Source organism: Enterococcus sp. AZ089 (assembly GCF_050547225.1).
GTDB lineage: Bacteria > Bacillota > Bacilli > Lactobacillales > Enterococcaceae > Enterococcus_D > Enterococcus_D entomosocium.
The window spans coordinates 1,193,339-1,218,363 of record NZ_CP172954.1 but is presented as its reverse complement, the minus strand read 5'-3'; the positions used below and the strand labels follow the sequence as shown (position 1 = coordinate 1,218,363).

Genomic DNA, 25,025 nt, shown 5'->3' with positions numbered 1-25,025 from the left:
ATTGATACTTGTGGAAGTTGAATAACGGAGGAAACAGGATGCGGGCATTTTTTTCATGGCGAACGATTCGCGACATTGTTTTGATTATTTTCGGTACGAGTATTTATGGCTTCGGTCTAGTCTATTTAAATATCCCAAATGACTTAGCAGAAGGCGGTGTGACAGGGATCACCTTGATCCTGCGAGCCTTATGGGGAATCAATCCTGCCATTAGTACATTGATCTTAAATATTCCGATCATTTTGATCGGTGGCAAAATTCTTGGTCGACGCTCATTAGTGTATACGATTTTAGGAACCTTTGGTTTGTCTTTTTGGTTGGCATTTTGGCAGAGTGTTCCCCTGTTGATCGATCTACAGCATGATCTACTGATCGTCGCACTCTTGGCTGGTTTGATTGCAGGGATCGGTAGTGGGATCGTCTACAAAGTCGGTGGAACAACAGGTGGCGTCGATGTACTAGCGCGCATTTTAGAGAAAAACTTTGGGGTGACGATCGGGCGGTCGCTTTTGATCTTTGATGTGTTCGTCCTGTTGCTTTCTTTGACCTATATAGATTTGAACCGCATGATGTATACCTTGATTTTTTCTTATGTCTTCACTCGTGTGATCGATTCGATCTTAGACGGCGGCTATTCAGCCAAAGGGATTTTAGTGATCAGCAATCACAGCGAAGAGATAGCTCCTGTTTTAATGGATGAATTGGAACGCGGTGTCACGTTTTTACAGGGCGAAGGGGCTTACTCAAGAGTATCGAAACAAATCATTTATATGGTGGTCAGCGGACGGGAGATTTCTGAAGTCAAGCGCATTGTTCATGACTTTGATCCGCAAGCGTTTGTTTCTGTCATCAATGTCCATGAAGTCGAAGGCGAAGGCTTTACCTACTTAAGACCTAAGTCACGGTTCTTACAGCGCAAAGCAGCGGTCTCTAAAACAAAATAAAGACTAAAAAAGCAGTCCCGGTTAAAGGACTGCTTTTTTATTTGTCAGCGGCTTTCTTCTTTTTGTTGGAGCAAGTGCCGATTTACTTCATCGGAAAGTTCTAAGAAGGCATCACGATCCCCATTTTCCAATGCTAGATCGATCTGCCGATACAAGGTATCAATTTTGGTTTTTGCTTCTTCTTTTTCAAGGTACTGGGTAACATGTTGGGTCATTTCTTGATCCAAGTGGTCGTTCCAACGTTCATAAGGATTGTCTTCTAAAACTGCTAAATAAAAGGATTGCGACCAAGAATCTGGAAAGAGACATTCAAGATACAAGGGTTGTTTCCAATTCATGCGAATCTCGTGAAAAATCTGATCAATGTCATAAAAGGTCTGTCCTTCGATACTCAAGACAAAGGGTTCGCCTCCAACTTCCGTACTGCGGACACTTAAGCCCCGTTTGGCTGCGGCTGCCCCTTCTACAAAATGAACATTGGCCAAGATCGCTTCATGGTTCGCCAGATAGTTTAACACCCAAGAGACTTCTCGGCGGCTGAAGGAAACGGTCGAAACTAACCAATTAAGAAACTTTTTCTTTTCTTGTACATTGATGTTCATTTCTCTCACCTATCTTTCTAATAAGTCCTCCACGATCGACTGTACTTCTAAATCACCTGGTTCGTGTGCCAAATAATGTTGTAGCAAATGAAGAGCTTCAGGTAAACGCCCTTCTTCACGTAAGAAAATGCCGTATTCCTTCATAAACGCCGGTTCATGGTGCAAATCAGCATTGGCTTCTTCGTAATATTTTGCTGCTTTGTCAAAATCTTCTAACGCATTGAAGGCTTGCGCTAGATTCCATAAAGCGTGAGGCTGTTCATTGTCTTCCATTCGCTCGATCGCCAAGATCGCTTCTTGCCAACGCGCTTCATTCAAGTATAAATTACTTAAAGTCAGTAATGTATCCTCTTCTTTTTCACCAGTTTCCAGTGCTTTAAGTAAAAATGACTCGGCTGCTTCACTGTCATGAAGTCGGTAAGCATTCTCGGCAGCAAAATGATAGAAATCCACTTGATATGGATCTTCATGAATCCCTTCTTCGATCACACGTTGCGCTTCTTCCAGCTGTTCTTCTTCTTGCAATGCTTCAGCCAAATAAAGATACAAGGCCCGGTATTGGGGATTCATGACCCGCAACTGCTGCAAGTAGCGAATCGCTTGTTCATTTTCCTTCAGCTGCAAATAGACTAAAGCCGTTTGAAAGAGACGCTCGTCCGTCTGTTCGTCTTCTAAGCTTGCTTCAAAATATTCCAACGCCTCTTCAAACTTACCTGCCATACTCAATGAAGTTCCGGTCCGTTCAACGATCGAAATCCCCGAAATATCCGTAATATCTTCTTCCAGCAATCCTTGATAAAGGTCAACAGCTTCTTGATAGCGATCCGTTGAAAAAGCTAACTCAGCTAAGGCAAAACGAATCAAGGGTTCCTCTGGCACAAGGCTTTGCGCTTCTTTTAGTTTGGCTTCACTAACTTCAGGGATACCGATCAATTGGTAAAGATCCGCACTCAATAACAAGGCTTGCAGATAAGCTTCACTCGTTGGTGGTATTTGATCGATATAGGTGAAGGCTGTTTCAATCTGGTCTTCTTCCATCGCAATTTCCGCTAAAGGAAGCAGCAAAGCTTCATTTTCAGGATGCCGCTGCTGCAAGGTTTCAAATAACGTTTTCGCCTCTTCTAAAAAACCGATCTGCAGTAATTCATCGCCTAAAGCGCCAAGTGTCTCATCATCATCTTTTTGCAGTGCTTCGTTAAAATTCAATTGTGCTTCAGCCAACTCTTCTGCGGCTAGTGCTTTTAACATTTTTTCACTATAAGTTTCCATTTAGACCCCTCGAATCTCATTGATTAATCGCTGATAAGTCTCCATCGTTTGGACAAGATCTTTCTCCTCGATTTCCGTTCTGCCCCCTATTGTACCAACTTTTGCCAAAAATAACAGTTTTTTTTCTTTTTGCTGCAATTCTAGTACACGGCTGAAATATTCGCTTAAGGAAAAAGACTCGGGCAATTCGATAGGAAAGCCTAATCGTGCAAGCCATTGGCAAAATACTGGCAGATCGACAGTCAACTGCTGCTGCTGGACTGTCCAAATAAAATGAAACAAAAAGCCAAAGAACAATTTCATCGCATCAGACAGCAAGTGACCATTTTCTGTTTGATAAGCAGCATCGGCAAAGAGTTGCCCAAACTCCTCTAATTCGCGTCCCGACTGCTGATACAATTGGATCAGCTGATTGGTATAAGCTGCCAACGAGTGTCTCATCAATGCCTGATGACTGGGGTACGTTCGATAAAGTTCCTTTAAAAAATCGCTATCGGCAAGCACGCCACCACGGATCAGGGTCAAAAAGTCGACAAGTTTCCCATCGATTTGCTTTTCGGCAATCGTCTGATCGAAAATAACAAATTGTGGTGCATTAGGATTTTCCAGCATCGGGATATCTGGCTTTTTCACAACGATCGCTGTTTCTTTGACACTTTTGGCTAAGGCCCGCAAGGAAACAGGAATCAACCAAAGCTGTGTCGATAGGACCGAAGTCGCATGGATAAAACTGCTCAGTGCCAATACACCTTCATTCCCAAACCCGACGATCAACAAGGACTCTTGCTTTGAAAAGCGACCGAAGAAATCCATTGCGGCCTTAAATTCACTAAAGTTGTTGCAATACATTTGGTTGGTACAAATATACCAATTGACCTCGCGCGGCAAAAACAGGCGGGTTACTTTTTCTGAAAAGCGGTCATAATAACGCTGATTCGTCAAAATGATCACCTGCTGCGGCTCGATCGACTGTCCTTTCATGACCGATGCCAATGTTTCCCCGTAAGAAATCTGGGTTTCTTGCTCATTTCTGTAAAAAACAGCTTCCATCGGCTCACTCCTTTGTTGCTACTACTTACTATTATAGCAAGAAGCCGCTGAAACACCTACTAAATCGCTAACCATTAGGAAGTATTTTCGCCGATTTGTCCCATGATTCTATGCCAAAAAGCAAAAAACATGGTTTCCTATATAACAAAGGAAACCATGTTTTTTTTCTAAACCAAAAGCGAGTAAAGTGATTGATTTTGCTGAAGGTTGATGTAGCCTTGATCAAACTGTTCAATTCGTGACAGTAATGCGGGTAGATCGTTTTTTTGTTTCAACAAGATTCCCAGCATTACTGGTCCTGTTCCACGATTGATTTTTTTCGTATATTCAAACCTCGTGATATCATCATCAGGCCCTAATACATGGCTAACAAATTCCTTCAACGCACCGGGACGTTGTGGGAAATTGACGATAAAATAATGTTTCAATCCTTGATAAATCAGTGATTTCTCTTCGATCTCTGCCATGCGGGAACTATCATTGTTACCACCACTCACAATACAGACGACCGTCTTGCCTTTGATTTGCTCTTTGATCTCATCCAGGGCTGCCACGCTCAAGGCACCAGCTGGTTCAGCGACGATCGCTTGTTTGCTGTATAATTCTAGAATCGTTTGGCAGATTGCACCTTCTTCCACCGTTACCAATTGATCCACATAGCGTTTGGCATGGGCATAGGTCTGAGCTCCGACTTGTTTGACTGCCGCACCATCGACAAAGGTTTCAATATGCTCTAAAGCCACCGGTCCTTGGTGATCAAAGGCTGCTTGCATCGAGGCGGCCCCTACAGGTTCTGCTCCAACAACTTTTATATTTGGCTGCTTTTCTTTCAAATAGGCTGCGGTCCCGCTGATCAAACCACCGCCACCAATGGCAGCCACCACCAAATCGATCGATACTTGTTTTTTTTCAGCATCCGCCAACATTTCCACGGCTACTGTTCCTTGTCCTGCGATAATATTGGGATCATCAAAAGGAGCAATGAAAGCCATTTGCTTTTCTTTTGCAAATTGTTTGGCAGCCTGCGCCGCCGCATCAAAGGTATCTCCCACCAATTCGATTTTGACGTAGTCGCCGCCGAAAAAGAGAACTTGCGCGATTTTTTGTTGCGGCGTCGTTGTTGGCATGAAAATGACCGCATGGATCTGCTGTTCTTGGCAGGTATAAGCAACGCCTTGGGCATGATTTCCGGCACTGGCACAGACGACGCCACGACTGGTCTGCACAGGATCTGCCTGGGTGATCGCATAGTAGGCACCTCGTAATTTGAAGGAGCGGACTTTTTGCAAGTCCTCTCGCTTCAACAAAACCGTCGCTTGGTATTTTTCAGATAAAAAGCGATCATACTGCAGCGGTGTATGACTAACTGCTCCCCGCAGTCGTTCATATGCTTGTTCGATTGCAGAAACTGTCACCAACAAACGCGCCACCTCTAATCTTTCGCAACAAACGGCATCATTTTCCGTAACTCGCTGCCGACTTTTTCAATTTGATGGTTGCCGTTTTCTTCACGCATTTTATAGAATTCAGGGAAGCCATTTTGATTGTCTTCAATGAATCCTTTCGCAAATTGACCATTTTGGATATCTGTCAATACGGCTTTCATGTTTTCTTTGGCTTGTGCGGTGATCACCCGAGCACCGGAAACGTAGTCGCCATACTCTGCCGTATTCGAGATCGAATGGCGCATTTTTTTGAATCCTCCTTCATAAATCAAGTCAACGATCAGTTTCAATTCATGACAAACTTCAAAATACGCCAATTCCGGTTGGTACCCGGCTTCTACCAATGTTTCAAAGCCAGCTTCGATCATGCTGGTCAAACCGCCACAAAGTACGGCTTGTTCCCCGAAAAGATCGGTCTCGGTCTCTTCTTTAAAGGTCGTTTCCAAAACGCCGACCCGTGTGGCACCAATGCCTTTTGCATAAGATAAAGCTGTCGCTTGTGCGTTGCCAGTCGCATCTTGATAGACTGCAAATAAGGCTGGCACCGCAAACCCTTCGGTAAAGGTTCGACGCACCAAGTGGCCCGGTCCTTTAGGCGCAACTAGGAACACATCCACCTCTTCTGGCGGCGCGATCACATCAAAATGAATATTAAAACCATGCGCAAATGCTAATGCATTGCCGGCAGAAAGATTCGGTTCGATCTCATTTTTATACAACGATCCTTGGATCTCATCGGGTGCCAAGATCATGACTACGTCCGATTTTTGAGTGGCTTCGGCTACTGGAAAGACTTCAAATCCGTCGTTTCTTGCAGCTTCTGCTGACTTTCCTTCACGAATGCCGATAAAGACTTCATGACCTGTGTCCCGTAAATTTTGCGCATGAGCGTGCCCTTGAGAGCCGTAGCCGACGATCGCAATCTTCTTGTCTCCTAGATTATCTGTAACTTCCTCGTTGTAATATACTTTTACCATACTTGTTTCCTCCGAATTCTTTCTTTATTTTAAGCAATTCAAAATTGCACTTACCCTCTTGTAAAGCCAGTGACACCCGTTCGTGCCAACTGTTTGATCCCGTAGGGACGCAAAACTTCGATGCATGCTTCTACCTTTTTCGTATCACCGGCAACTTGCACAACGATCGTTTTCAGTGCGACATCGACAATGTGCGCTCGAAACGGATCAATCACTGCTTGGATCTCCGAGCGGCTAGTGGTTGGTGCATTGACTTTGATCAGCACCAGCTCTCGTTCGATATGAGGAACTTCTGTAATATCAGAAACCTTCAAGACATCTATTTGTTTATTTAAATGCTTGGTCACTTGTTCTGTTTCTGCCAAATCGTTCACGTTGACAATGATCGTCATTCGTGAAAACTCTGGCCGTTCCGTTGTGCCGACAGAAATACTCTCGATATTGACCTGCCGGCGGTTTAAGACACTCGTGATGCGGCTCAAAACACCTGCTTCATTATGGACGATTGCTGCTAATACCCGTTTCATCCCCTTAGACCCCCATCATTTCATGATTGGCTTTCCCCGGTGGGATCATCGGCAACACATGCTCTGAGGGCGAGACCATTACTTCGATCAGTTGCGGCCCCGTATGTGCAAAAGCTTCCGCTAGCATAGCAGAAAGCTGAGTGGGTTCATCGATCCGACAGCCTTCGATGCCATAAGCTTGTGCTAGTTTAACAAAATCAGGTTGCTGTGCAAAAACAGAGGCAGAGCGTCGTTTGCCATGAAATGTTTCTTGCCATTGGCGGACCATTCCTAACGAACGATTATTCAACAAAACAAATTTGACATTCAAGCCATACTCATTCAAAATAGCAAATTCCTGGTTTGTCATTTGGAACCCGCCATCGCCAACAAACACCACGACCATTTTTTCTGGATGAGCAAATTGGACGCCAATTCCCGCAGGGATACCATAGCCCATCGTGCCTAGTCCGCCACTGGTGATCAACTGCTTAGGAAAGCGAAACGGATAATACTGCGCGACCCACATTTGATGCTGCCCAACATCGGTGATGACGTAAGCCTCTCCTTTGGTCAAACGCCCTACTTCTTCGATGACTTTTTGCGGTTTGATTTCTTGTGCTTGAGTGCGATCATAGCGATAAGGTTTTTCCGTCTTCCGTGTTTGGCATAGATCCGACCAGGCAGACCACGTTCCTCTAGTTGGCGGATACCGTAGCATCTGTTGCAAAGCAGCCTTGGCATCGCCGACGATTGGGATCTTTGTCTCTACAATCTTGCCAATCTCCACCGGGTCGATGTCGATATGAGCAACGATGGCCTGCTTGCCGAACTGACTGCCGGCAGTCGCTAAGCGATCATCGAAGCGAGAGCCGATATTGATAATCAAATCGGCTTCTGATAAAGCCATGTTCGCCGCATACGTTCCATGCATACCGCCCATGCCCAAGAAAAATTGATGATCATTTGGCAGTAAGCCTAAGCCGAGCAACGTTGTGACTGTCGGCAACTTGTACTTGGCAATAAATGCATTTAATTCAGCCGCAGCTTCAGCCGCGATCACGCCTGCACCAGCCAGTACCACTGGTCGCTGTGCTTTTTCTAAAACGTGCATCAATTTTTCAATTTGCAGACGGGAAGGCTCTGCATTCGGTTGATAACTTTTCCTTGTGATCGGCAATGAGCAGGTTTCAGCGGTTTCTTGCAATGTAATATCTTTCGGAAGGTCGATCACAACAGGTCCCTTACGCCCAGTTGAAGCGATGTGAAAGGCTTCAGCGATCACTTTCGGTAAGTCATCCACACAACGGACTTGGTAATTGTGTTTCGTGATCGGCAACGTGATACCTAGAATATCCGCTTCTTGAAAAGCGTCTTTGCCAATTCCTGGTACGGCCACTTGCCCCGTGATAACCACCAACGGTACGGAATCGCTCATAGCATCGGCAATGCCAGTAACGACATTCGTAGCACCTGGACCACTTGTCACTAAAACGACCCCAACATGGCCAGTAGCTTTGGCATAGCCTTCAGCGGCGTGGATCGCGCCTTGCTCGTGACGCGTCAAAATATTCGGAATCGCTGCATCATATAATTGGTCATATAACGGTAAGACGGCGCCACCCGGGTAGCCAAAGATCATTTCGACGCCTTGCTCTTGCAAGCTGTCCACTAACACTTGCGCGCCAGTCCTTAGATGCGATGCTTGATAGTCGATGTTTTCCATTGCTACTCCTCCTCATCAGGTACTCGCATAATCCCGCCCGTATTCGCAGAGGTCACTAAAGCGGTATAACGTGCAAGCCATCCTTTTTTTACTTTTGAACGAAACTTCGGTCGTTCTTGCGCACGCTTGGCAAGCTCTTCTTCTGAAACTTGCAGATTTAGCGTTCGATTTGGCAAATCAATAATGATCTCATCGCCATCGTTGACTAGTCCTAATGGACCACCGGCTGCAGCTTCCGGAGAAATATGGCCAACTGCGATCCCCCGCGTCGCTCCTGAAAAGCGGCCGTCTGTAATCAAGGCGACATCTTTGCCTAACCCACGACCAACGATACTTGAGGTAGGCGCCAGCATTTCCGGCATTCCCGGCCCCCCTTTCGGGCCTTCATAGCGGATCACTACAACATGTCCTTTTTGTACGGTATGATTGTCGATTGCTGCGACTGCTTCATCATGAGAATCAAAACAGATCGCTTTCCCTTTGAACACTTGGACACTTGGATCGACCCCGCCAACTTTGATGACACTGCCTTCTGGGGCGATGTTTCCGTACAAGATCGATAGACCGCCAACTGGACTATACGGGTTTTCTTTCGGATGGATGACTTCTTCGTTGTGGATCTTCGCTTCAGCGACATTTTCTCGTAACGTCTTACCGGTAACAGTCGGTCGATCGGGATGAATCGCTCCTTCGATATCACATAGCTCCCGAATGATTGCTGAAACCCCACCGGCTTCATGGACATCATGCATCGAATAGGCTGATGATGGCGCGATTTTTGAGAGATAAGGCACTCTTTTAGCGATTTCATTGACCCGTCTTAAGTCATAATCGATCTCTGCTTCATTGGCGATCGCTAAGGTATGCAGCACTGTGTTGGTGGAACCCCCCATCGCCATGTCTAAAGCGAAGGCATCATCGATAGCTTCTTTGGTCACGATGTCTCGAGGTTTCACTTGTTTTTCAACAAGATCCATCAACTTAAAGGCGGCTTGTCTAACTAGTTCTCGTCGTTCTTCAGACACGGCGAGGATCGTACCATTGCCTGGCATTGCCAATCCTAAGATTTCTAAGAGGCAATTCATCGAATTGGCAGTAAACATCCCTGCGCAGGAGCCGCAAGTCGGACAGGCATTTTGTTCCATAAACTCAAAATCTTCTTTTGTCATATTACCCGTCTTGTACGTCCCAACGGCTTCAAACATGGAAGATAAGGTTATTTGATGTCCCCGAGGATCAATGCCGGCTTTCATAGGACCGCCGGAACAAAAAATTCCTGGTACGTTGGTCCGCATGGCTGCTAAGATCATGCCAGGAGTGATCTTGTCACAATTTGGGATATAAAATACGCCGTCAAACCAGTGGGCATTGATGACGGTTTCTGCAGAATCAGCGATCAATTCTCGGCTAGGTAGCGAATATCGCATACCGATATGTCCCATCGCAATGCCATCATCTACGCCGATTGTATTGAACTCGAAAGGGATGCCGCCAGCTTCACGAATCGCTTCTTTTGCGATATCTGCTAACTCCCGTAAATGCACATGCCCAGGCACGATATCGATATAGGAATTACATATCGCAATAAATGGCTTGTTCATATCATGGATATTTTTAACTTGTCCTGTGGCATAGAGCAGACTCCTAGCTGGCGCTGCATCGATCCCTTTTTTAATTTGATCACTTCTCACACTCATCATCTCCTGCATTTTGGAATAAAAAAAAGCATCCCGGTTATAAAAAACTGGGATGCTTTGCCAGAATCCCATTTTACTTACGCAAATAGGACTCAAACAAACGGATAATTTTTGCTTCCGTGTTCTAAGTCCTGGTATCAATAATAATGACTAATAAATATTGATTAAAATTACGCATAGAAAATGGCTCCTTCATTAGAAATAGTAACGTTCTTGTAATTGTTTACCAATATACCCTTTGCAAAATCACTTGTCAACGAATTTTCTGAATTTTTTTTTCAATAATGACAATTCCAAGGAACCCTTTCTCACATCAGATGTCATTTAATCGCTTGCTTCTTTTGATAAGAATGACTTTTAAATCACCTTTATTCTTGCTTGAGAATTAAAGTGTGCCAGCAACCCTTGTTTTTTTTAGACCAAAAGAAAAACAAAAAATATTTTTGAATTTTCTGACAATAATAACCGTTTCTTTTCCCATTCGATCCGCCTGCATAGTGGCAGTTCCTAGTTAGACAAAAGAAAAAACCCTTGATTACTCAAGGGTTTCTACAAGACTCAATTATTTCACTGCGTCTTTAAGAGCTTTACCTGGTTTGAATGCAGGTACTTTGCTAGCAGGGATCTTGATTTCTTCACCAGTTTGTGGGTTGCGTCCTTTGCGTTCTGCACGAGAACGAACTTCAAAGTTACCAAAGCCGATCAATTGAACTTTTTCACCGTTAGCTAAAGCGTCTTGAATTGTTGAGAATACAGCGTCTACTGCTGCAGTTGCGTCTTTCTTAGTTAAGTCAGTAGCTGCTGCAACTTTTTCGATTAATTCTGCTTTATTTGCCATGGATGGTTTCACCTCCTGATATTTTTTTTGATGTCATGCATCAACAAAAATCTTGAGTGGTCCAAGGTTTTTGTCAAATATTGATTACCATCAATATTCTGATATAACGTTATCATAAGAACCTTGTAATATCAAGGATTTTAACGTTTTTAGGGGGTTTTTTTTTGGTTTTTTCCCATTTTTCTAGAAAAGGACAGATTTCTTTGTAAAAAGAAACAAAGTATGATAAAATCTCTATTTTCTTCTGCGTGGAATGATCCGAATCGGCGTTCCTTCAAAAGTGAATGCCTTGCGGATTTGATTTTCTAAGAAACGCGCATAAGAGAAATGCATCAGTTCTTCTTCGTTGACAAAAATAACAAAAGTTGGCGGTTTGACAGCCACTTGCGTCGCATAAAAAATCTTCAAACGTTTGCCTTTGTCTGTTGGTGTTGGGTTGATCGCCACCGCATCCATAATGACGTCATTCAACAACGCAGATGGAATACGCATGTTTTGATTCATGCTGACTTCTTCGATCAACTGCGGCAACTTATTCAAGCGCTGTTTCGTCACTGCGGAAACGAAAATGATTGGTGCATAATCCAAATATTGGAATTCATCTCTGATTTCTTCTTCAAAATCACGCATCGTATTCGTTTCTTTTTTCAATGTATCCCATTTATTGACAACGATAATGATTCCACGGCCTGCTTCATGGGCATAGCCAGCGATCCGTTTGTCTTGCTCGCGAATTCCTTCTTCGGCGTTCAAGACCATCAAGACGACGTCTGAACGTTCAATGGCCCGCATTGCTCGCATGACACTGTATTTTTCAGTAGATTCGTAGACCTTCCCTTTTTTACGCATGCCGGCGGTATCGATCATGGTAAATTCTTGACCGCTTTCGCTAGTAAAATGGGTATCGATCGCATCACGAGTCGTTCCTTCGATATCTGAAACAATTACTCGCTCTTCTCCAAGAATCGCATTGATCAAGGAGGATTTCCCGACGTTTGGTCGACCGATCAAACTAAACTTGATAATGGAATCGTCTTCTTCTTCCGCTTCATTGGTAAAGTGTTTGACTGCTTCATCTAGGACATCACCGATCCCTAATCCATGACTTCCTGAGATTGGGTATGGATCGCCCAGACCTAAACCATAAAATTCATAGATATCGTTGCGCATCTCGGGATTATCAACTTTGTTGACCGCTAAAATCACGGGTTTGTTGCTTTTGTATAACAAACGAGCCACAAGCTCGTCAGCATCTGTTACTCCTTCACGAGCACTCGTAATAAAAACAATGACATCTGCTTCATCGATGGCGATTTCTGCTTGATGCTTGATTTGATCCATAAACGGCTCATCACTTAAATCGATCCCACCAGTATCGATTACGCTAAACTCACGGCCTAGCCATTCACCAGTGGCATAAATACGATCTCTGGTCACTCCTGGAGTATCCTCAACGATCGAAATTCGTTCTCCAGCTATCCGGTTGAAAATGGTCGATTTCCCCACATTCGGACGTCCAACGATCGCTATTGTTGGATTTGACATTTTTTACCCTCCATTTAAAAAAGCAGTCCTTGTACGCTGCTTCTTGTATTCAATCTTACTTAGTTTACCTAAAGCCATGGAAAGTTGCAAGCTTTCTCGGCAAACAAAAAATCAGCTTATAACAAATTCAAACATCGAATCGTTATAAGCTGATGGCATACAATTACTCTTCGTCGCTGTCTTTTAAGGCATTGCCTAAGATATCACCCATGGTAAACCCAGTTGATTCTTCTGGCAATTGATAATCATCCTCTGAAACTTCTTGTGTTTCATTGGTGTTTTCGGCTTTTTCTAATGCTTTAATACTTAATGCGATTCGGTGTTCTGAAGGGTTCACTTCGAGCACTTTCACTTGCACTTCATCGCCTTCTTGTAAGACTTCATGTGGTGTCGCAATGTGTTTATGGGAGATTTGTGAAATATGGATCAGCCCTTCAACACCTGGGAAGACTTCCACAAACGCACCGAAGCTTGTCAAACGTTTAACAGTCCCAGTTAAGACACTGCCAACAGCCGCTTGTTCTTCAATATTGGTCCAAGGTCCAGGCAATGTGTCTTTGATTGAAAGAGACACACGTTCTTTGTCTGCATCAACAGATAAGATACGGACGTTGACGGTATCTCCAACAGACAAAACGTCACTCGGTTTGCCAACATGCCCATGTGAAATTTCAGAGACATGGACAAGTCCATCGATGCCGCCTAGGTCCACGAAGGCACCAAAGTCAGTCAAACGAGCTACTTTCCCTTCTACTTCTTGTCCTTCATATAAATCAGCTAGTAAAGCTTCTTTTTGTTTTGCTTTTTCTGCTTCAACAACAGCTTTATGAGAAAGGATCAAGCGGTTTTCAGAAGGCTCGATCTCAACGATTTTAAAGGTCAATGTTTTCCCTTTGTAATCTTCAAAATCCGCAACAAAATGATCTTCGACCATTGATGCTGGAACAAACCCACGAACCCCTACGTCAACCACTAATCCGCCTTTAACGACGTTGGTGACTGGTGCTTCGATGATTTTTCCTTCTTGGAAATCTTTTTCGATATCTTCCCAAACTTTTTTCGCATCTAAGCGACGTTTAGAAAGGAGATAGCTGCCATTTTCTTTGTCTTTCCCAATTGCTGAAATCACAACTAATTCTAAGACATCCCCTACTTTGACTGCTTCGTTGATGTCTTCAACAGGTAAAGTCGATAATTCTTTTGCAGGAACAACGCCTTCGACACCGGCGCCTTCGATCCCTACGATCGCTTGTTTATCCTCAATGGCCAATACCTCGCCTTTAACGATATCTCCAACTTTTACTTCTTGGAAATTGTCTAAAGCGGCTTCCATTGATTCATTTCCACTCTCAACCTGATTATTTTCAAATTCTGTCATCTCTCATGTCCTCCTAACCAACAATTCTGCAATAATTGCACTACATCTTTTAGTTTAAAATAGAATGAAAAAAAAATAAAGCGATTTCTCTTATTTTCCTAAAAAACTACGGTTTTTTCGTTGAAAAAGTCTTTTCACGTCTGTTTTCTTGCTTGCTTTCATCTTTTTCGTAGGAAAAATAAAAAAACAATGGGGAACACCCATTGTTTTCGCTAGTCGATCTTTTCTTGGATCGTTTTTTTGATCGCTTCTACGACTTGCTCGATTGTTAAACCGGAGGTGTCAATTCGAACGGCATCTGTTGCTTGTTTCAAAGGGGAGACTTCCCGATGAGAATCCAAGTAATCTCTTTGCTGAATCTCTTCTTTTAAAGTTTCATAATCGGTACCGATCCCTTTTTGCTGATTTTCTTTGAAACGGCGCTGCGCCCGTTCTTCCACACTTGCTACCAGAAAAATCTTGACTTCTGCTTGTGGTAAAACCGCCGTACCAATATCGCGGCCATCCATCACGACACCGCCATCTTTAGCGATCATCTGCTGTTGTTGGACTAGTTTTTCGCGGATCGCAGGGTATGCCGATACCTTCGAAACTGCGTTGGTTACTTCTGGCTGACGGATCGCTTCTGTGACTTGCTCTCCTCCTGCAAAGACCTCTTGACCGTGTTCAGTCGGTTCAAAAGTGATGGGGTATTGATCGATCAAAGCAGCGATCGCCGCTTCATCCTCTAATGAACAGCCGCTTTTTAAGGCCAAATACGTGATGCTGCGGTACATGGCCCCGGTATCTGTATAAATAAACCCTAAATCATTGGCGATGATTTTTGCCACGGTACTTTTCCCAGATGACGCCGGACCATCAATAGCGATGTTGATTTTTTTCATTTTTCTTACTCCTCGTTTCCCAACGATGTGTATTCCTTCATCGTTTCTGCTTATCGTTCACCTTGGCTTCTTCCTACCAAGAAAAAAAACCGCCAAAGCGGTTTTTTATTTAATTCGTAATGTGTCGCCAGGGTATAGCATGTAGTTGTTTGGATCAATCCCATTTAATTGATATAGGGTTTCAACTGAGATGCCTGTACGGGCTGCCACTTGTTCAGGACCTTCACCTGCTTGCACCGTCGTGTATTCCTCGGTACCAGTCGCTCCTTGCCCTTGATTATTTTGCGTAGTGTCTTGCCCTGCATTGTTTTCTTGTTGAGCCGGCTCACTACTACTTGATGGCGTCGTTGAAGCTGGTGCAGAACTGCTACTGCTTGATGAAGAACTTGATTCACTTGTTGACGAACTCGTTTCACTTGTCGATTCAGCAGTTGATGATTCCGTTGTTGATGACTCGGTTGTCGAAGATTCTGTCGTACTTTCTACTGTACTGCTTGAACTTGCTGCGGTCGGGGCATCACTGTTATGATTCAATACCCAAATACCGGCACCAACCGGAATTGCCACGATCAAGAAAAGCAAAACTAAAACGATCGTCAAAAAGAGTGAATTCCCACGCTTTTGTTTTCTTTGTTGGGATCTTGATGCAGAATCATCGTATTCTGTATCATAGATTGGTTGTTCCCACGGTTCTTGATTTTCTGAATTGTAGTCATTGTCTTTCTTGCTCACTCGTATTCCCTCCTAGTTTCCTTCCGATGTATTATACCATAGGTAAATAAAAACTGTCCTGCAAAATACGATTCAATTTATATCTTTAAAAATTTTTATTAAACGTTCTTGCCAATGAAGGATGACTTTTTTTTCTAAAAGCTCTTCTTCCACTGCCAATTCGATCCCGTCATTGTCGCAACAATAAGGATTTGCTGATGCTTCTTCCCCAAAGTGCGCCAATAAAAACTGGCGACGACAGCCGGTAAAATGAATATAAGCCAACATTTTTTGTAATTGTTCTTGCTTTTGCTGTTCGTTTTGTTTTAGCGTTTCCAGCCAAAACGCAGCCCCCAACTCCTTCATCTTCTTCTGCCATTTTTCTTGCAGCGGTGTCAAAGGTCCTTTCATCTTTTCCTGAGCCATTCGTTCTAAAGCACGGCGTTCTTCTTTGTTTTCTCGCTGAAAGAAGTAGTGAATCTGCTCATCGTGTTCCTGATAAAGCAAGATCGCACTGCTTTGTTTGCCATCGCGGCCTGCTCGACCGATTTCCTGACTGTAGTTTTCCAGCGAATCAGGCAAGTCATAATGGATTACAAAACGAATATCTTCTTTATTGATCCCCATCCCAAACGCATTGGTTGCGACGAGCAATTTTAGTTTATTCTGAGAAAACTGCTGCTGCAACGTTTTTCTTTGATCGCTCGCTAGACCACCATGATAATAGCCTACCGAATAGCGCTGACGCAGTTTGTTATAGACTTCTTCGACTTTGCTTCTTGTGGAACAATAGATGATCCCAGCCCCGCCTAAGCGGCTGAGATAGTCTGCCAATGCCGCATCTTTGTCTGACGTTTTCTCTACGAACAAGCCGATATTGCTGCGGTTCATCGAATAACGGTAGACATTGGCGTTCTTTGCTAACAACACTTGCCGAATATCTGCTTCGACTTGCGCCGTGGCAGTAGCCGTCAATGCTAATGTGACGGGTGCCTTCAACCGTTTTTTTACTTCACCAAGCTGCAAGTACTCTGGTCGAAAATCAATGCCCCATTGGGAAACACAATGAGCTTCATCCACCACGAGCATAGCGATCTTAGCTCGTTCGAGTTGTTGCAAAATGGCTTCTTGCACGATCATTTCTGGACTTAAAAACAAAAATTTGTACTGCGATAAATGCTGCATCACATAGTGACGATCGGCAAGGTCCAGTTGACTATTAAACGCAATCGCGCGTTTTTCCCCTTGCTTTTGTAGGCCATAGACTTGATCTTCCATTAAAGAAACAAGCGGTGAGATAATGATTACGATGCCATCTATGAGGTACCCTGGCAGCTGATAACAGAGACTTTTGCCATTCCCGGTAGGCAAAATCGCCAACGTATCTTGCTGCGCTAAAACACTTTCGATGACTTCTTTTTGTCCTTGACGAAATGTTTTGAAGCCAAAGTACTGATTCAGTGCGTTTTCTAACATCGAATCCCCCGTTTCTGAGCAATCTGTAACAAACGGATCGTCAAAAAATCAGTCGTAAGAAGCTCCTGTAATTCTTGATAGCTGTTTTTCCAAGAAGTTTCTGGCAGCTTATTCAGCAATGATGTATCAAAGCGCTGATACGGAAATGTCGGATCAAGCAGTGCCCACTCAATCAAATGATCATTAACAGTTCCTCGTTTGATCCTTCTTTTTTCCATAATCTGCTCGACAGAATCGCCTCGCAAAAACAATGCTCGGCTTTCCACCATGCTTTGGTTTAAATTTCTCTTCAGAAAAGGCGACAATCCTCGAAACAGGATCGTCTGGGGCGTTTTTTCGATCAAGGTTAAAAATTGATGGATCGAAGCTCCTACATAAAGAGTGGCCCAAGGCTTACTTTGAACATTTTCTGGTAAAAGCTGAAAAAACGCCTGCCCTAGAATATCTGGACCCGATAAGGTGCCCGCTAAAAAATCTGCCATTTCTGCGGGAAGCTGGTCAAAAATTGCTGATAGCTCTTGATACAGGCACTTTTTGATGTCAGGATTGTGACGGATCAGCTGACGGACAGGTTCTGTATAGAGTGGCGTGTTTTCAACGGGAATATACTGATTGGTCACGCCTTGATACGCAGCTGCTTGAACCAGCAGCCGAACAAAACGCCAAGCCTCCTCCGTCGTTCGTCCATAACGAAAGTAATTCGCATAACGCAACAATCGTTCACCTGGCTGCTGGCTGTTTCTAGCGGTCGTTTTGAGCAGCAGACCATCTGAATCTCGACTTAGAGCCCCTCGTTGGATCAAGTTAGCGAGCGTCTGTTGATACGCTTTCTCATTCAACTGGGGCAACGATTGAAAGAGACCTAAGCGATCATAAAATAAGGCATAACTCAAGACAGAGCTAGTACGCTTACCAATGAGAATTTGATAAAGTGTTGATGGGCGCAGCTTGTCAGTATCAGAAAACAGCGCTAAAATAAAAGAATCCATATCTTCCTCCCAGAAAGGACTAAAAAATGTCACAACGCTGTAAAATTGTTCCTGAGCGCTGCATTGCTTGTGGACTATGTGCGATCTATGCTCCCGAGATCTTCGATTATGATGAAGATGGGATCGTTTTATTTGCCCAAGAACCGAGTGCACGGCAACAGTTTATCATAGAAGAACAACAAGAAAAAGTCAAAACTGCTTATCGCAAATGCCCCACCAGAGCGATCCTTATAGAAAAATAAAAAAGTCGACCTGCCATTAACAGACCTTTCGTCTGCCACAGCAAGTCGGCTCATTTTTTATTTTCCTATAGCAGAATGATGGGGCTGCTTACGAGCCAACCATGGGAGCAGTTTGGCATGTAGTGCTAAAAAGACGGCACTGACGATCGCTCCTTTAACCAAATTGAAGGGTAAAATCCCGATCGCCACATATTGCGGCAAAGACATCCCTAAAAATTGATCGGCTGTGACCCCGAAAAAGCGTAGATAAAGCGGTGTGATCACAAATAGGTTCGCCACACTCATAAAAATCGTTACCGACAAGATACCGCTGATGACACCAACCATTTTGTTTTTGGTGTGGATACCTTTGCGGAAAAAGTAGTACATTGGCAAAGTAAAGGCACATGATGCTAAAAAGCTTGCCGTATCTCCCACCATATCAGCAGGTGAAAAACCAGATAAGAACAAATGCAGGACCGAACGAATGAAGGCAGTCACTACCCCACTCCAAGGACCAAATAAAAACATCATGATCATCACGGGAATATCACTAAAATCGATCTTTAAAAAGCTGAATGCCGGAAAAATTGGAAAAGCGATAAATTGCAAAATTGTTCCCATAGCAGCACACATGGCGATCGTCACCATTTTTCTTGTTTTGTTGTTCATCAGTATAAATCCTCCTAAGTTCAGGATTCCTCTTCAAACGAACCTATTAAATTTCCTCGGCTTTCTTGTCGGCGCCAGACAAAAAATGCCCTCTTTTTTCCACAGGGAAAAAAGAGGGCATTCGAAATAGCCATAAGCAAATCAAATACGCTCTATCTTCTTTATCCAGACTGTACTGTCGGTATCGGAATTTCACCGATTCAGCTATTTCCGAAGAAATAGGTCGTGGACTATAACCACCGGTCGGGAATTGCACCCTGCCCCTGAAGACGAACCTTTATTCTATTTATTACATGTTCTATTATACACAAAATCTAAAAATTAACAATAGTTACGTTTTCAGATACTTTTCAACTATTTTGCACTGTTTTTCAGCTGGCTGACTTCTTTCTTCGACAACTCTCGGTATTCCCCTGGACGAAGACCTTTTAAATCTAACGGACCATAGTTTTCCCGTTTTAGTTTTTGCACAGGCAAACCAACTGCTTTTAGCATGTTTTTGACTTGATGATTGCGACCTTCGTGGATTGTCAATTGCACAATACTAGATTGTGCCGTTTGGTCTGTCGATAAGATTTCAAAGCGAGCAGGCGCGGTCTTACGCCCTTCGATCCGAATTCCTTTGGTCAATGGGAGCAGTTGCTTTTTATCCGCAATGCCTTTGACCTTGGCAACATACACTTTTTCGACTTCGTGTTTTGGATGCATCAGTGTCTGTGATAATTCCCCATCATTTGTCAGTAGCAGCAAACCGGAGGTATCATAGTCCAAGCGGCCGACTGGATACACCCGTTCAGGGACTTCAGCAAAATAATCCAAAACGACTTTGCGTTTTTTATCATCTGTTACAGCTGAGATCACGCCACGAGGTTTATAGAACAGATAATAGACATGTTGTTCTTGTTCGATCGGAACGCCGTCCACTTCAACGACGTCTTTTGAACCGACTTGGACCCCTAATTCTTTGATTACTTGTCCATTGACTCGCACACGGCCTTCGGTTATCAATCCTTCAGCTTTTCTTCTTGAGGTGATGCCGGCATGGGCAATCACTTTTTGCAAACGTTCCATCTTCATTCTCCTTCTGTTTCTGCTTGTTTGTAGCGGTCGTAAAAAAGATCAAACGGTGCATCTTCTTCAAGTTCATCTTCCATTGATTGGATGTCAGGCAATTCAGCCAAACTTTTTAAGCCAAAATAATCCATAAAGTATTCCGTCGTACCGTATAGGATCGCTCGTCCTGGTCCGTCCACGCGTCCCTTTTCTTCAATCAGCCGCTTTGCCACCAGTTTTTGGACCGAACCGCTGGATTGAACGCCGCGAATCTCTTCTACTTCCATCCGAGTGATCGGTTGCTTATAAGCAATGATCGACAAAGTTTCCAAAGCGGCTTGCGACAATGAACTCCCCATCGGTGATTCGGCGTATTTCTTCAATAAAGGGGCAAATTGCTTTTTAGTGGTTAAAATAAAATGATTGCCAACTTCTAGAATATGCAACGCGGTATGTTCATTTTCTTCATATTGCTGATTTAGTTCCTGCAAATGCTGATAGACACTGGCAGTATTACTTTTGACTAAATAACTCAGTTCTTCAAGTCCGATCCCCTCATCACCGACGACGAATAAGATCGCTTCTAATTCACTATATTTACTCATCTTCTTTACCTGTTGGATAGAGCAGAATCGACGCATAATTGTCTGATTGCTCTACTCGAATCGTTCCTTTTTTCATTAATTCTAACAATGCCATAAAGGTTACCACAACTTCTGTTTTATTGTAAGAAGTAAAAAACGAATCAAAGCTGCGGCCTTTTTTAGCACTCACATGTTGCATCTCCAACTGAATCGCCGCCATCTTTTCATCGATGGTGCTTTCATCAGGAGAAATCTTGGTTTCTAGTACTTGGCGATTTTTCTTTTTCTCGATCATTTTTTGAAAAGCCAAAAAGAGATCGATCGTGTTGAATTGATTGGCTCTTAATTGATCTTCTTCCTCTTTGTATTCATCGACATCCATCGGATCTTTCGTGTAATACAAACTGCGCTCTTCCGCTTTTTCTGAAAGCTGTTCGGCTGCGTACTTAAATTTTCGGTATTCTAGCAGTTGTGCCACCAGCATATCCCGCGGATCTTCTTCGTACTCTTCGACTTCAGCAATCAACTCTTGTTTAGGCAACAGCATCTGGCTTTTGATCGCCATCAAAGTCGCCGCCATGACTAAATACTCTCCAGCGACTTCTAATTCTAAATTTTTCATGGCATGGATGTACTGCATGTATTGTTCGGTGATGGTAGCAACTGGAATATCATAAACATCGATCTCCAGTTTTTTGATCAAATGAAGCAGCAAATCCAACGGTCCTTCAAAGACAGCTAATTTTATTTTGATTTCTTCCATTCCATCCTCGATTTCTAGGCGCGCGGAAAGTGCTGCTTGTACACTTCCGTCATCCGTTTCTTCGTTATATGCGTGTAAATCTGAGTGGTCGAGATGTCTGCGTGCCCTAGCAACTCTTGAACCGTTCGTAGATCTGCCCCGTTTTCTAATAGATGGGTCGCAAAACTATGGCGCAGCGTATGGGGAGTCACATTCTTGGTGATCCCAGCTTGTCGAACCAAGGCTTTTAAATTTTTCCAGATCCCTTGACGAGACAGTTGCGTACCATGGTTGTTTACAAACAGATGGCTTTCATCCGGCGTTTTTCTCGTCAAATACGGACGCGCATCGCTGAGATAGGTTTCGATCCATTGAATCGCTAAGTCCCCTAATGGAACGATCCGTTCTTTGTCGCCTTTTCCGGTTGTTTGCAACAATCCCATACTTAAATGCAGATCGTTTAATTTTAACCCGATCAACTCACTGACGCGCAAGCCCGTCGCATACATCACTTCCAAAATCGCTCGGTCACGGATGCCCAAAACTGCTCGCGTATCCGGTGTTTCGATCAACCGCTCCACTTCTTGTAAACTCAAGGTATCAGGCAGCTTCTGCTGTTTTTTTGGTGAATCAATATGCTGCATTGGATCATGATCGGTAAACCGTTCTTGACGCAAAAATTGATGGAACCTTCGCAAACTGGAAACCATCCGAATCACGGTTGCCGAGGATTTTCCCGCTTCTTGCAGACTTTGCAAAAAAGACAAAACGATCACTCGGTCGATCTGCTGCCACTGAGTGACTTGTTTTTTTTGTAAAAACGCAAGATACTGTTGCAGATCTCGCTGGTAGCTGGCACGGGTATTTTGGGATAGCCCGCGCTCAATGGTCAAATAATGAAGATAATCAATGATTTGTTCGTTCATGGGCTTCCTCTACTTTCAGCTTTTTTATCATATCAAATTCTGGCTCGTTAAGATAGTAGCTTGCCAATAAAAAAGAGGCATCTACCCGTATCTTTTGCCCAAGGAAACACCCGAATCATAGCAGATTTTTCGGTTTCTTTCAAATCGGAAAAAAGAGCACTCTTCCTATTGGAAACCATCTGACTATCATTCGGGTGATAACAAACGTTTATTTAAGATCGCCAAAGTACAATCACTCGGCTTTGCTTTGGCACTTTTGACAGACACCATGAAAGGTCAACCGATGATCCTTTACTAAAAAATGGTACTTTTGTTCAACGATCTCTTCGACACTGCCCAGCAGATCCTCTTCGACTTCTTCAATATTGCCGCATTCCAAACACAACAAGTGATGATGAAAGTGTTTGGCACCTTCTTTACGTAGATCATAGCGAGCGACACCGTCATTAAAGCTGACTTTATCGACAATTTTCAGATCCGTTAAGATCTCCAATGTTCGATAGACGGTTGCCAAGCCAATCTCAGAATTTTTTTTTCGCACAAAAAAGAAAATCTCTTCTGCGGATAAATGGTCTTTCTCATTTTCTAATAAGACCAACAACGTCGCTTCTCGCTGAGGAGTTAATTTAAACCCCGACTCGTGCAATTGTTTCTTGGTCTTTTTTAACGCTGCTGTTGTGTTCATAGTTGCCTCCGTATGCCGTTAATTTATAACGATTCTAATCTGAGTGAAAATCACTCAAGACAAACATTGTAATCATTATAAATTAGAACGATAAAAGAAACAAGTATTCTCAATTAGGTTTTTTGATAAGAATCGTAAAGCCGTCTTTTTGCTCAATCAAACGCTGTTTCATCAAGGTTCCTAATGCCCGTTTAAATTGGCCTTTACTAATACCAAATGTTTGCAAAATCTCTTCTGGGGCTGATTTGTCCGTGAAAGGAATTTTGTTCTCAGGCGCTCGTTCTAAAAAGGTTAGAACCATGGCGGCATCATTTGAGATCGCCTCGTGGGCTCTTGGTTTCAATGAAAGGTTCAAGACACCATCTGGACGAATCCCAATCACTCGCCCTTTGACCACTTCCCCAAGGCGCGGCTCTTGATACCGTTCTGATGGATGGACGAAGCCAATATAAAAATCATCCGTCAGCAAGTAAGTACCCGCTAACTTCAAACGGTACACGCTACCTGTAACATCTAGATTCTTCATTTGCTCCGTACCATTTTTGCTCAATGCCTTAAAAATTTTCTCATCTGCTAATGAAGCCCAAATACGCTCTTTGTCATCGACCCGCAAGCTGACCATCAAACGGTCGCCTTTTTTGGGCCAAAGTTCCCGCATTGTTGGCAATTCATCTAATGAAACCACCATATCTTTGTCTTTCAAACCGATATCGACGAAAACGCCTAAGTCGCGACGGCTTCCTGTGACTGTACCAAAGGCATAATGCCCTTTGCGGCTTTTCGGAATATTCGTAGTGAGCACATTTTCTTGCTTTTGATTTTGATAGCCAAACCCTTCGACGGCTTCACCTAAATGATGTTCGCCTTCTTCCTTGGCTAGTCGGAAGGTAACCCCGCCTTTTTGAACAAAATAATTCTGTTCGTTTTCATCAATGATCAATCCGCTGAATACGGATGCTAATAAGTCTTTCATCTATTCTCTCCTTTTTCTTTAAAACTGCTCGTTCCTATAAAAAGAAACGCAACAGCGCCATAGCAATAACGCCTGTGATAACGATTTTCATCAAATCTTTGGTATAATACCCCACCAATAATGCCGGGATACAGGCAATGGTTTCTTTAACTTTCAAAATGGGGAATTGGCCTTCTCGAAAGATCAGCAAATTTTGCACCAACAATGCCGCCAAAATACACAACGGTAAATAACTCAAAAAAAAGGTGAAAGTTTCCGGGAAGACGAGCTTCTTAGAAAATAAAAAAGGAACGATCCGCGGAAGCCAAGTAACCAATCCACATACTAGCATCAGTATAACAAAATTAGTCATGGTGTGTCACCGTCCCAACCAAACATCCTGCCAGTGTCGCCGCAATTACCGCAATCTCTGCGGTCGAAAAACGCATAAATAAAATCAAGGTCACCACAACTGTCCCTAGTATCAAGAGCGTTTGCTGGGTTTTCTTCTTAAGCGGTCGCTCTACTTGAAATAAAAAAAGACCAACAAACATAGCTACTAAGGCAAAATCTAAGCCTAACGCTTCTGGATCTGGAATAAATGAACCCAATAAACCACCCAAAAACGTCGCAAAAATCCAACTCAAATAAGCCATTACGTTCAACCCGTGGGTCCATTTCGCTGTGACTGGTTTGTCTTGTTGCAGTGCCGTCGTCAAAACGCCATAGGATTCATCAGTCAAAAGTGTCCCGATACCAATGGCAGAAAGCAACGGTGTCTTTTTAAAATAGGAAGCTACTGACAAACTCATTAAAAAGTGTCGTAAATTCACTAAAAAAACTGTTGCGACGATTGTCATGAAAGGTGCTTGAATCGCTAGTAAGGCGCAAATGATAAATTGAGCACTGCCAGCATAGACAATAATAGACATTAAAATAATTTCTAGAATAGACAACCCAACGCCTTTTCCCACAACCCCCATTGCAAAACCAATGCCCAGGTACCCAAGAATCGTTGGTACACAAGCAATGACCCCGTCTTCAAACCGATCATATCTCTCAATTTTCTGCACAAAAACCCCTCCTTGTTTGAACGATTATCTCTCATCATATCGAAAACAAGGAGGGGAAACAAGTATTTTTCACATGTGCA

26 protein-coding genes and 1 riboswitch are annotated in these 25,025 nt (G+C 43.4%); of the genes, 2 read left to right on the top strand and 24 right to left on the bottom strand.

What is annotated here, in order from left to right; all coding sequences use genetic code 11:
- Nucleotides 1-38: 38 nt before the first annotated feature.
- A complete protein-coding gene (locus IGJ01_RS05725; RefSeq protein ID WP_005237068.1) occupies nucleotides 39-944 on the top strand; it encodes a YitT family protein in 906 nt (301 codons plus the stop codon).
- A gap of 44 nt (nucleotides 945-988) precedes the next feature.
- Here IGJ01_RS05725 and IGJ01_RS05720 read toward each other — a convergent pair whose 3' ends face one another.
- The 15 genes from IGJ01_RS05720 to IGJ01_RS05650 all read right to left on the bottom strand — a co-directional run bounded on the left by IGJ01_RS05720 (nucleotide 989) and on the right by IGJ01_RS05650 (nucleotide 18,037).
- Nucleotides 989-1,546 (bottom strand): YpiB family protein, encoded by a 558-nt coding sequence (locus tag IGJ01_RS05720; RefSeq protein WP_008381051.1) that lies wholly within the window; start codon nucleotides 1,544-1,546, stop codon nucleotides 989-991.
- A 9-nt stretch (nucleotides 1,547-1,555) separates the two neighbouring features.
- Nucleotides 1,556-2,815 (bottom strand): tetratricopeptide repeat protein, encoded by a 1,260-nt coding sequence (locus IGJ01_RS05715; RefSeq protein ID WP_315037515.1) that lies wholly within the window; start codon nucleotides 2,813-2,815, stop codon nucleotides 1,556-1,558.
- Nucleotides 2,816-3,865 (bottom strand): hypothetical protein, encoded by a 1,050-nt coding sequence (locus IGJ01_RS05710; RefSeq protein WP_008381049.1) that lies wholly within the window; start codon nucleotides 3,863-3,865, stop codon nucleotides 2,816-2,818.
- A 167-nt stretch (nucleotides 3,866-4,032) separates the two neighbouring features.
- The gene (gene ilvA, locus IGJ01_RS05705) at nucleotides 4,033-5,295 is read right to left on the bottom strand and encodes a threonine ammonia-lyase IlvA (RefSeq protein ID WP_016621018.1); all 1,263 of its coding nucleotides are present in this window, start codon (nucleotides 5,293-5,295) and stop codon (nucleotides 4,033-4,035) included.
- A gap of 2 nt (nucleotides 5,296-5,297) precedes the next feature.
- Nucleotides 5,298-6,287 carry a ketol-acid reductoisomerase gene (gene ilvC / locus IGJ01_RS05700; RefSeq protein ID WP_430601512.1) on the bottom strand — a complete coding sequence of 330 codons (990 nt, stop codon included), beginning with the start codon at nucleotides 6,285-6,287 and terminating at the stop codon, nucleotides 5,298-5,300.
- Between the two features lie 50 nt (nucleotides 6,288-6,337).
- The gene (gene ilvN / locus IGJ01_RS05695; RefSeq protein ID WP_005229349.1) at nucleotides 6,338-6,814 is read right to left on the bottom strand and encodes an acetolactate synthase small subunit; all 477 of its coding nucleotides are present in this window, start codon (nucleotides 6,812-6,814) and stop codon (nucleotides 6,338-6,340) included.
- Between the two features lie 4 nt (nucleotides 6,815-6,818).
- Nucleotides 6,819-8,519: a biosynthetic-type acetolactate synthase large subunit gene (ilvB, locus tag IGJ01_RS05690; protein WP_016621017.1), complete on the bottom strand. Its 1,701-nt coding sequence runs from the start codon at nucleotides 8,517-8,519 to the stop codon at nucleotides 6,819-6,821.
- Nucleotides 8,520-8,521: 2 nt separating this feature from the next.
- Complete coding sequence (ilvD, locus tag IGJ01_RS05685; RefSeq protein ID WP_008381045.1) at nucleotides 8,522-10,210, bottom strand: dihydroxy-acid dehydratase; 1,689 nt, start codon at nucleotides 10,208-10,210, stop codon at nucleotides 8,522-8,524.
- Nucleotides 10,211-10,778: 568 nt separating this feature from the next.
- Nucleotides 10,779-11,054: an HU family DNA-binding protein gene (locus IGJ01_RS05680; RefSeq protein WP_003126821.1), complete on the bottom strand. Its 276-nt coding sequence runs from the start codon at nucleotides 11,052-11,054 to the stop codon at nucleotides 10,779-10,781.
- Between the two features lie 234 nt (nucleotides 11,055-11,288).
- Entirely contained in the window at nucleotides 11,289-12,599 is a 1,311-nt protein-coding gene (gene der / locus IGJ01_RS05675; protein ID WP_005237082.1) for a ribosome biogenesis GTPase Der, read from the bottom strand.
- A gap of 163 nt (nucleotides 12,600-12,762) precedes the next feature.
- Complete coding sequence (gene rpsA, locus IGJ01_RS05670) at nucleotides 12,763-13,977, bottom strand: 30S ribosomal protein S1 (protein ID WP_061053908.1); 1,215 nt, start codon at nucleotides 13,975-13,977, stop codon at nucleotides 12,763-12,765.
- Nucleotides 13,978-14,189: 212 nt separating this feature from the next.
- Nucleotides 14,190-14,861: a (d)CMP kinase gene (gene cmk, locus IGJ01_RS05665; protein ID WP_005237085.1), complete on the bottom strand. Its 672-nt coding sequence runs from the start codon at nucleotides 14,859-14,861 to the stop codon at nucleotides 14,190-14,192.
- A gap of 105 nt (nucleotides 14,862-14,966) precedes the next feature.
- A complete protein-coding gene (locus IGJ01_RS05660; protein WP_005237087.1) occupies nucleotides 14,967-15,593 on the bottom strand; it encodes an SAG1386/EF1546 family surface-associated protein in 627 nt (208 codons plus the stop codon).
- 72 nt (nucleotides 15,594-15,665) lie between these two features.
- Nucleotides 15,666-17,048: a RecQ family ATP-dependent DNA helicase gene (locus tag IGJ01_RS05655; protein ID WP_430601511.1), complete on the bottom strand. Its 1,383-nt coding sequence runs from the start codon at nucleotides 17,046-17,048 to the stop codon at nucleotides 15,666-15,668.
- Nucleotides 17,042-18,037 (bottom strand): helix-turn-helix domain-containing protein, encoded by a 996-nt coding sequence (locus tag IGJ01_RS05650; protein ID WP_194199410.1) that lies wholly within the window; start codon nucleotides 18,035-18,037, stop codon nucleotides 17,042-17,044. The genes IGJ01_RS05655 and IGJ01_RS05650 overlap by 7 nt, the downstream gene beginning before the upstream one ends.
- A gap of 26 nt (nucleotides 18,038-18,063) precedes the next feature.
- Here IGJ01_RS05650 and IGJ01_RS05645 point away from each other — a divergent pair, with 26 nt between their 5' ends.
- Entirely contained in the window at nucleotides 18,064-18,279 is a 216-nt protein-coding gene (locus IGJ01_RS05645) for a ferredoxin (protein WP_005237096.1), read from the top strand.
- 57 nt (nucleotides 18,280-18,336) lie between these two features.
- On the opposite strand, the gene IGJ01_RS05640 is transcribed toward IGJ01_RS05645, so the two are convergent.
- The 9 genes from IGJ01_RS05640 to IGJ01_RS05600 all read right to left on the bottom strand — a co-directional run bounded on the left by IGJ01_RS05640 (nucleotide 18,337) and on the right by IGJ01_RS05600 (nucleotide 24,945).
- A complete protein-coding gene (locus IGJ01_RS05640; protein ID WP_016613081.1) occupies nucleotides 18,337-18,930 on the bottom strand; it encodes an ECF transporter S component in 594 nt (197 codons plus the stop codon).
- Between the two features lie 150 nt (nucleotides 18,931-19,080).
- Nucleotides 19,081-19,205: riboswitch (FMN riboswitch) on the bottom strand.
- Nucleotides 19,206-19,284: 79 nt separating this feature from the next.
- Nucleotides 19,285-20,001 carry a pseudouridine synthase gene (locus tag IGJ01_RS05635; RefSeq protein WP_034872188.1) on the bottom strand — a complete coding sequence of 239 codons (717 nt, stop codon included), beginning with the start codon at nucleotides 19,999-20,001 and terminating at the stop codon, nucleotides 19,285-19,287.
- Between the two features lie 2 nt (nucleotides 20,002-20,003).
- Entirely contained in the window at nucleotides 20,004-20,588 is a 585-nt protein-coding gene (gene scpB, locus IGJ01_RS05630; protein ID WP_005229316.1) for an SMC-Scp complex subunit ScpB, read from the bottom strand.
- Entirely contained in the window at nucleotides 20,581-21,330 is a 750-nt protein-coding gene (locus tag IGJ01_RS05625) for a segregation/condensation protein A (RefSeq protein WP_430601510.1), read from the bottom strand. Before IGJ01_RS05625 ends, scpB begins: the two co-directional genes overlap by 8 nt.
- Before the next feature lie 14 nt (nucleotides 21,331-21,344).
- Nucleotides 21,345-22,235, bottom strand: coding sequence for a site-specific tyrosine recombinase XerD (gene xerD / locus IGJ01_RS05620; RefSeq protein ID WP_005237104.1), 891 nt, complete (start codon nucleotides 22,233-22,235; stop codon nucleotides 21,345-21,347).
- A gap of 232 nt (nucleotides 22,236-22,467) precedes the next feature.
- Nucleotides 22,468-22,920, bottom strand: coding sequence for a Fur family transcriptional regulator (locus IGJ01_RS05615; protein WP_005237105.1), 453 nt, complete (start codon nucleotides 22,918-22,920; stop codon nucleotides 22,468-22,470).
- 109 nt (nucleotides 22,921-23,029) lie between these two features.
- Nucleotides 23,030-23,893 (bottom strand): CvfB family protein, encoded by an 864-nt coding sequence (locus IGJ01_RS05610; RefSeq protein WP_005237107.1) that lies wholly within the window; start codon nucleotides 23,891-23,893, stop codon nucleotides 23,030-23,032.
- Nucleotides 23,894-23,927: 34 nt separating this feature from the next.
- Nucleotides 23,928-24,245 (bottom strand): AzlD domain-containing protein, encoded by a 318-nt coding sequence (locus tag IGJ01_RS05605; protein ID WP_194199409.1) that lies wholly within the window; start codon nucleotides 24,243-24,245, stop codon nucleotides 23,928-23,930.
- Complete coding sequence (locus IGJ01_RS05600; RefSeq protein WP_005237112.1) at nucleotides 24,238-24,945, bottom strand: AzlC family ABC transporter permease; 708 nt, start codon at nucleotides 24,943-24,945, stop codon at nucleotides 24,238-24,240. The genes IGJ01_RS05605 and IGJ01_RS05600 overlap by 8 nt, the downstream gene beginning before the upstream one ends.
- Between the last annotated feature and the right edge of the window lie 80 nt (nucleotides 24,946-25,025).

What these genes read in the sequence shown, in the direction of transcription:
- IGJ01_RS05725 (WP_005237068.1), top strand. Translation starts at nt 39, where the DNA reads ATGCGGGCATTTTTTTCATGGCGAACGATTCGCGACATTGTTTTGATT.
- IGJ01_RS05720 (WP_008381051.1), bottom strand. Translation starts at nt 1,546, where the DNA reads ATGAACATCAATGTACAAGAAAAGAAAAAGTTTCTTAATTGGTTAGTT.
- IGJ01_RS05715 (WP_315037515.1), bottom strand. Translation starts at nt 2,815, where the DNA reads ATGGAAACTTATAGTGAAAAAATGTTAAAAGCACTAGCCGCAGAAGAG.
- IGJ01_RS05710 (WP_008381049.1), bottom strand. Translation starts at nt 3,865, where the DNA reads ATGGAAGCTGTTTTTTACAGAAATGAGCAAGAAACCCAGATTTCTTAC.
- ilvC (WP_430601512.1), bottom strand. Translation starts at nt 6,287, where the DNA reads ATGGTAAAAGTATATTACAACGAGGAAGTTACAGATAATCTAGGAGAC.
- ilvN (WP_005229349.1), bottom strand. Translation starts at nt 6,814, where the DNA reads ATGAAACGGGTATTAGCAGCAATCGTCCATAATGAAGCAGGTGTTTTG.
- ilvB (WP_016621017.1), bottom strand. Translation starts at nt 8,519, where the DNA reads ATGGAAAACATCGACTATCAAGCATCGCATCTAAGGACTGGCGCGCAA.
- IGJ01_RS05680 (WP_003126821.1), bottom strand. Translation starts at nt 11,054, where the DNA reads ATGGCAAATAAAGCAGAATTAATCGAAAAAGTTGCAGCAGCTACTGAC.
- der (WP_005237082.1), bottom strand. Translation starts at nt 12,599, where the DNA reads ATGTCAAATCCAACAATAGCGATCGTTGGACGTCCGAATGTGGGGAAA.
- rpsA (WP_061053908.1), bottom strand. Translation starts at nt 13,977, where the DNA reads ATGACAGAATTTGAAAATAATCAGGTTGAGAGTGGAAATGAATCAATG.
- cmk (WP_005237085.1), bottom strand. Translation starts at nt 14,861, where the DNA reads ATGAAAAAAATCAACATCGCTATTGATGGTCCGGCGTCATCTGGGAAA.
- IGJ01_RS05655 (WP_430601511.1), bottom strand. Translation starts at nt 17,048, where the DNA reads ATGTTAGAAAACGCACTGAATCAGTACTTTGGCTTCAAAACATTTCGT.
- IGJ01_RS05650 (WP_194199410.1), bottom strand. Translation starts at nt 18,037, where the DNA reads ATGGATTCTTTTATTTTAGCGCTGTTTTCTGATACTGACAAGCTGCGC.
- IGJ01_RS05645 (WP_005237096.1), top strand. Translation starts at nt 18,064, where the DNA reads ATGTCACAACGCTGTAAAATTGTTCCTGAGCGCTGCATTGCTTGTGGA.
- IGJ01_RS05640 (WP_016613081.1), bottom strand. Translation starts at nt 18,930, where the DNA reads ATGAACAACAAAACAAGAAAAATGGTGACGATCGCCATGTGTGCTGCT.
- IGJ01_RS05635 (WP_034872188.1), bottom strand. Translation starts at nt 20,001, where the DNA reads ATGGAACGTTTGCAAAAAGTGATTGCCCATGCCGGCATCACCTCAAGA.
- scpB (WP_005229316.1), bottom strand. Translation starts at nt 20,588, where the DNA reads ATGAGTAAATATAGTGAATTAGAAGCGATCTTATTCGTCGTCGGTGAT.
- IGJ01_RS05625 (WP_430601510.1), bottom strand. Translation starts at nt 21,330, where the DNA reads ATGGAAGAAATCAAAATAAAATTAGCTGTCTTTGAAGGACCGTTGGAT.
- xerD (WP_005237104.1), bottom strand. Translation starts at nt 22,235, where the DNA reads ATGAACGAACAAATCATTGATTATCTTCATTATTTGACCATTGAGCGC.
- IGJ01_RS05615 (WP_005237105.1), bottom strand. Translation starts at nt 22,920, where the DNA reads ATGAACACAACAGCAGCGTTAAAAAAGACCAAGAAACAATTGCACGAG.
- IGJ01_RS05610 (WP_005237107.1), bottom strand. Translation starts at nt 23,893, where the DNA reads ATGAAAGACTTATTAGCATCCGTATTCAGCGGATTGATCATTGATGAA.
- IGJ01_RS05605 (WP_194199409.1), bottom strand. Translation starts at nt 24,245, where the DNA reads ATGACTAATTTTGTTATACTGATGCTAGTATGTGGATTGGTTACTTGG.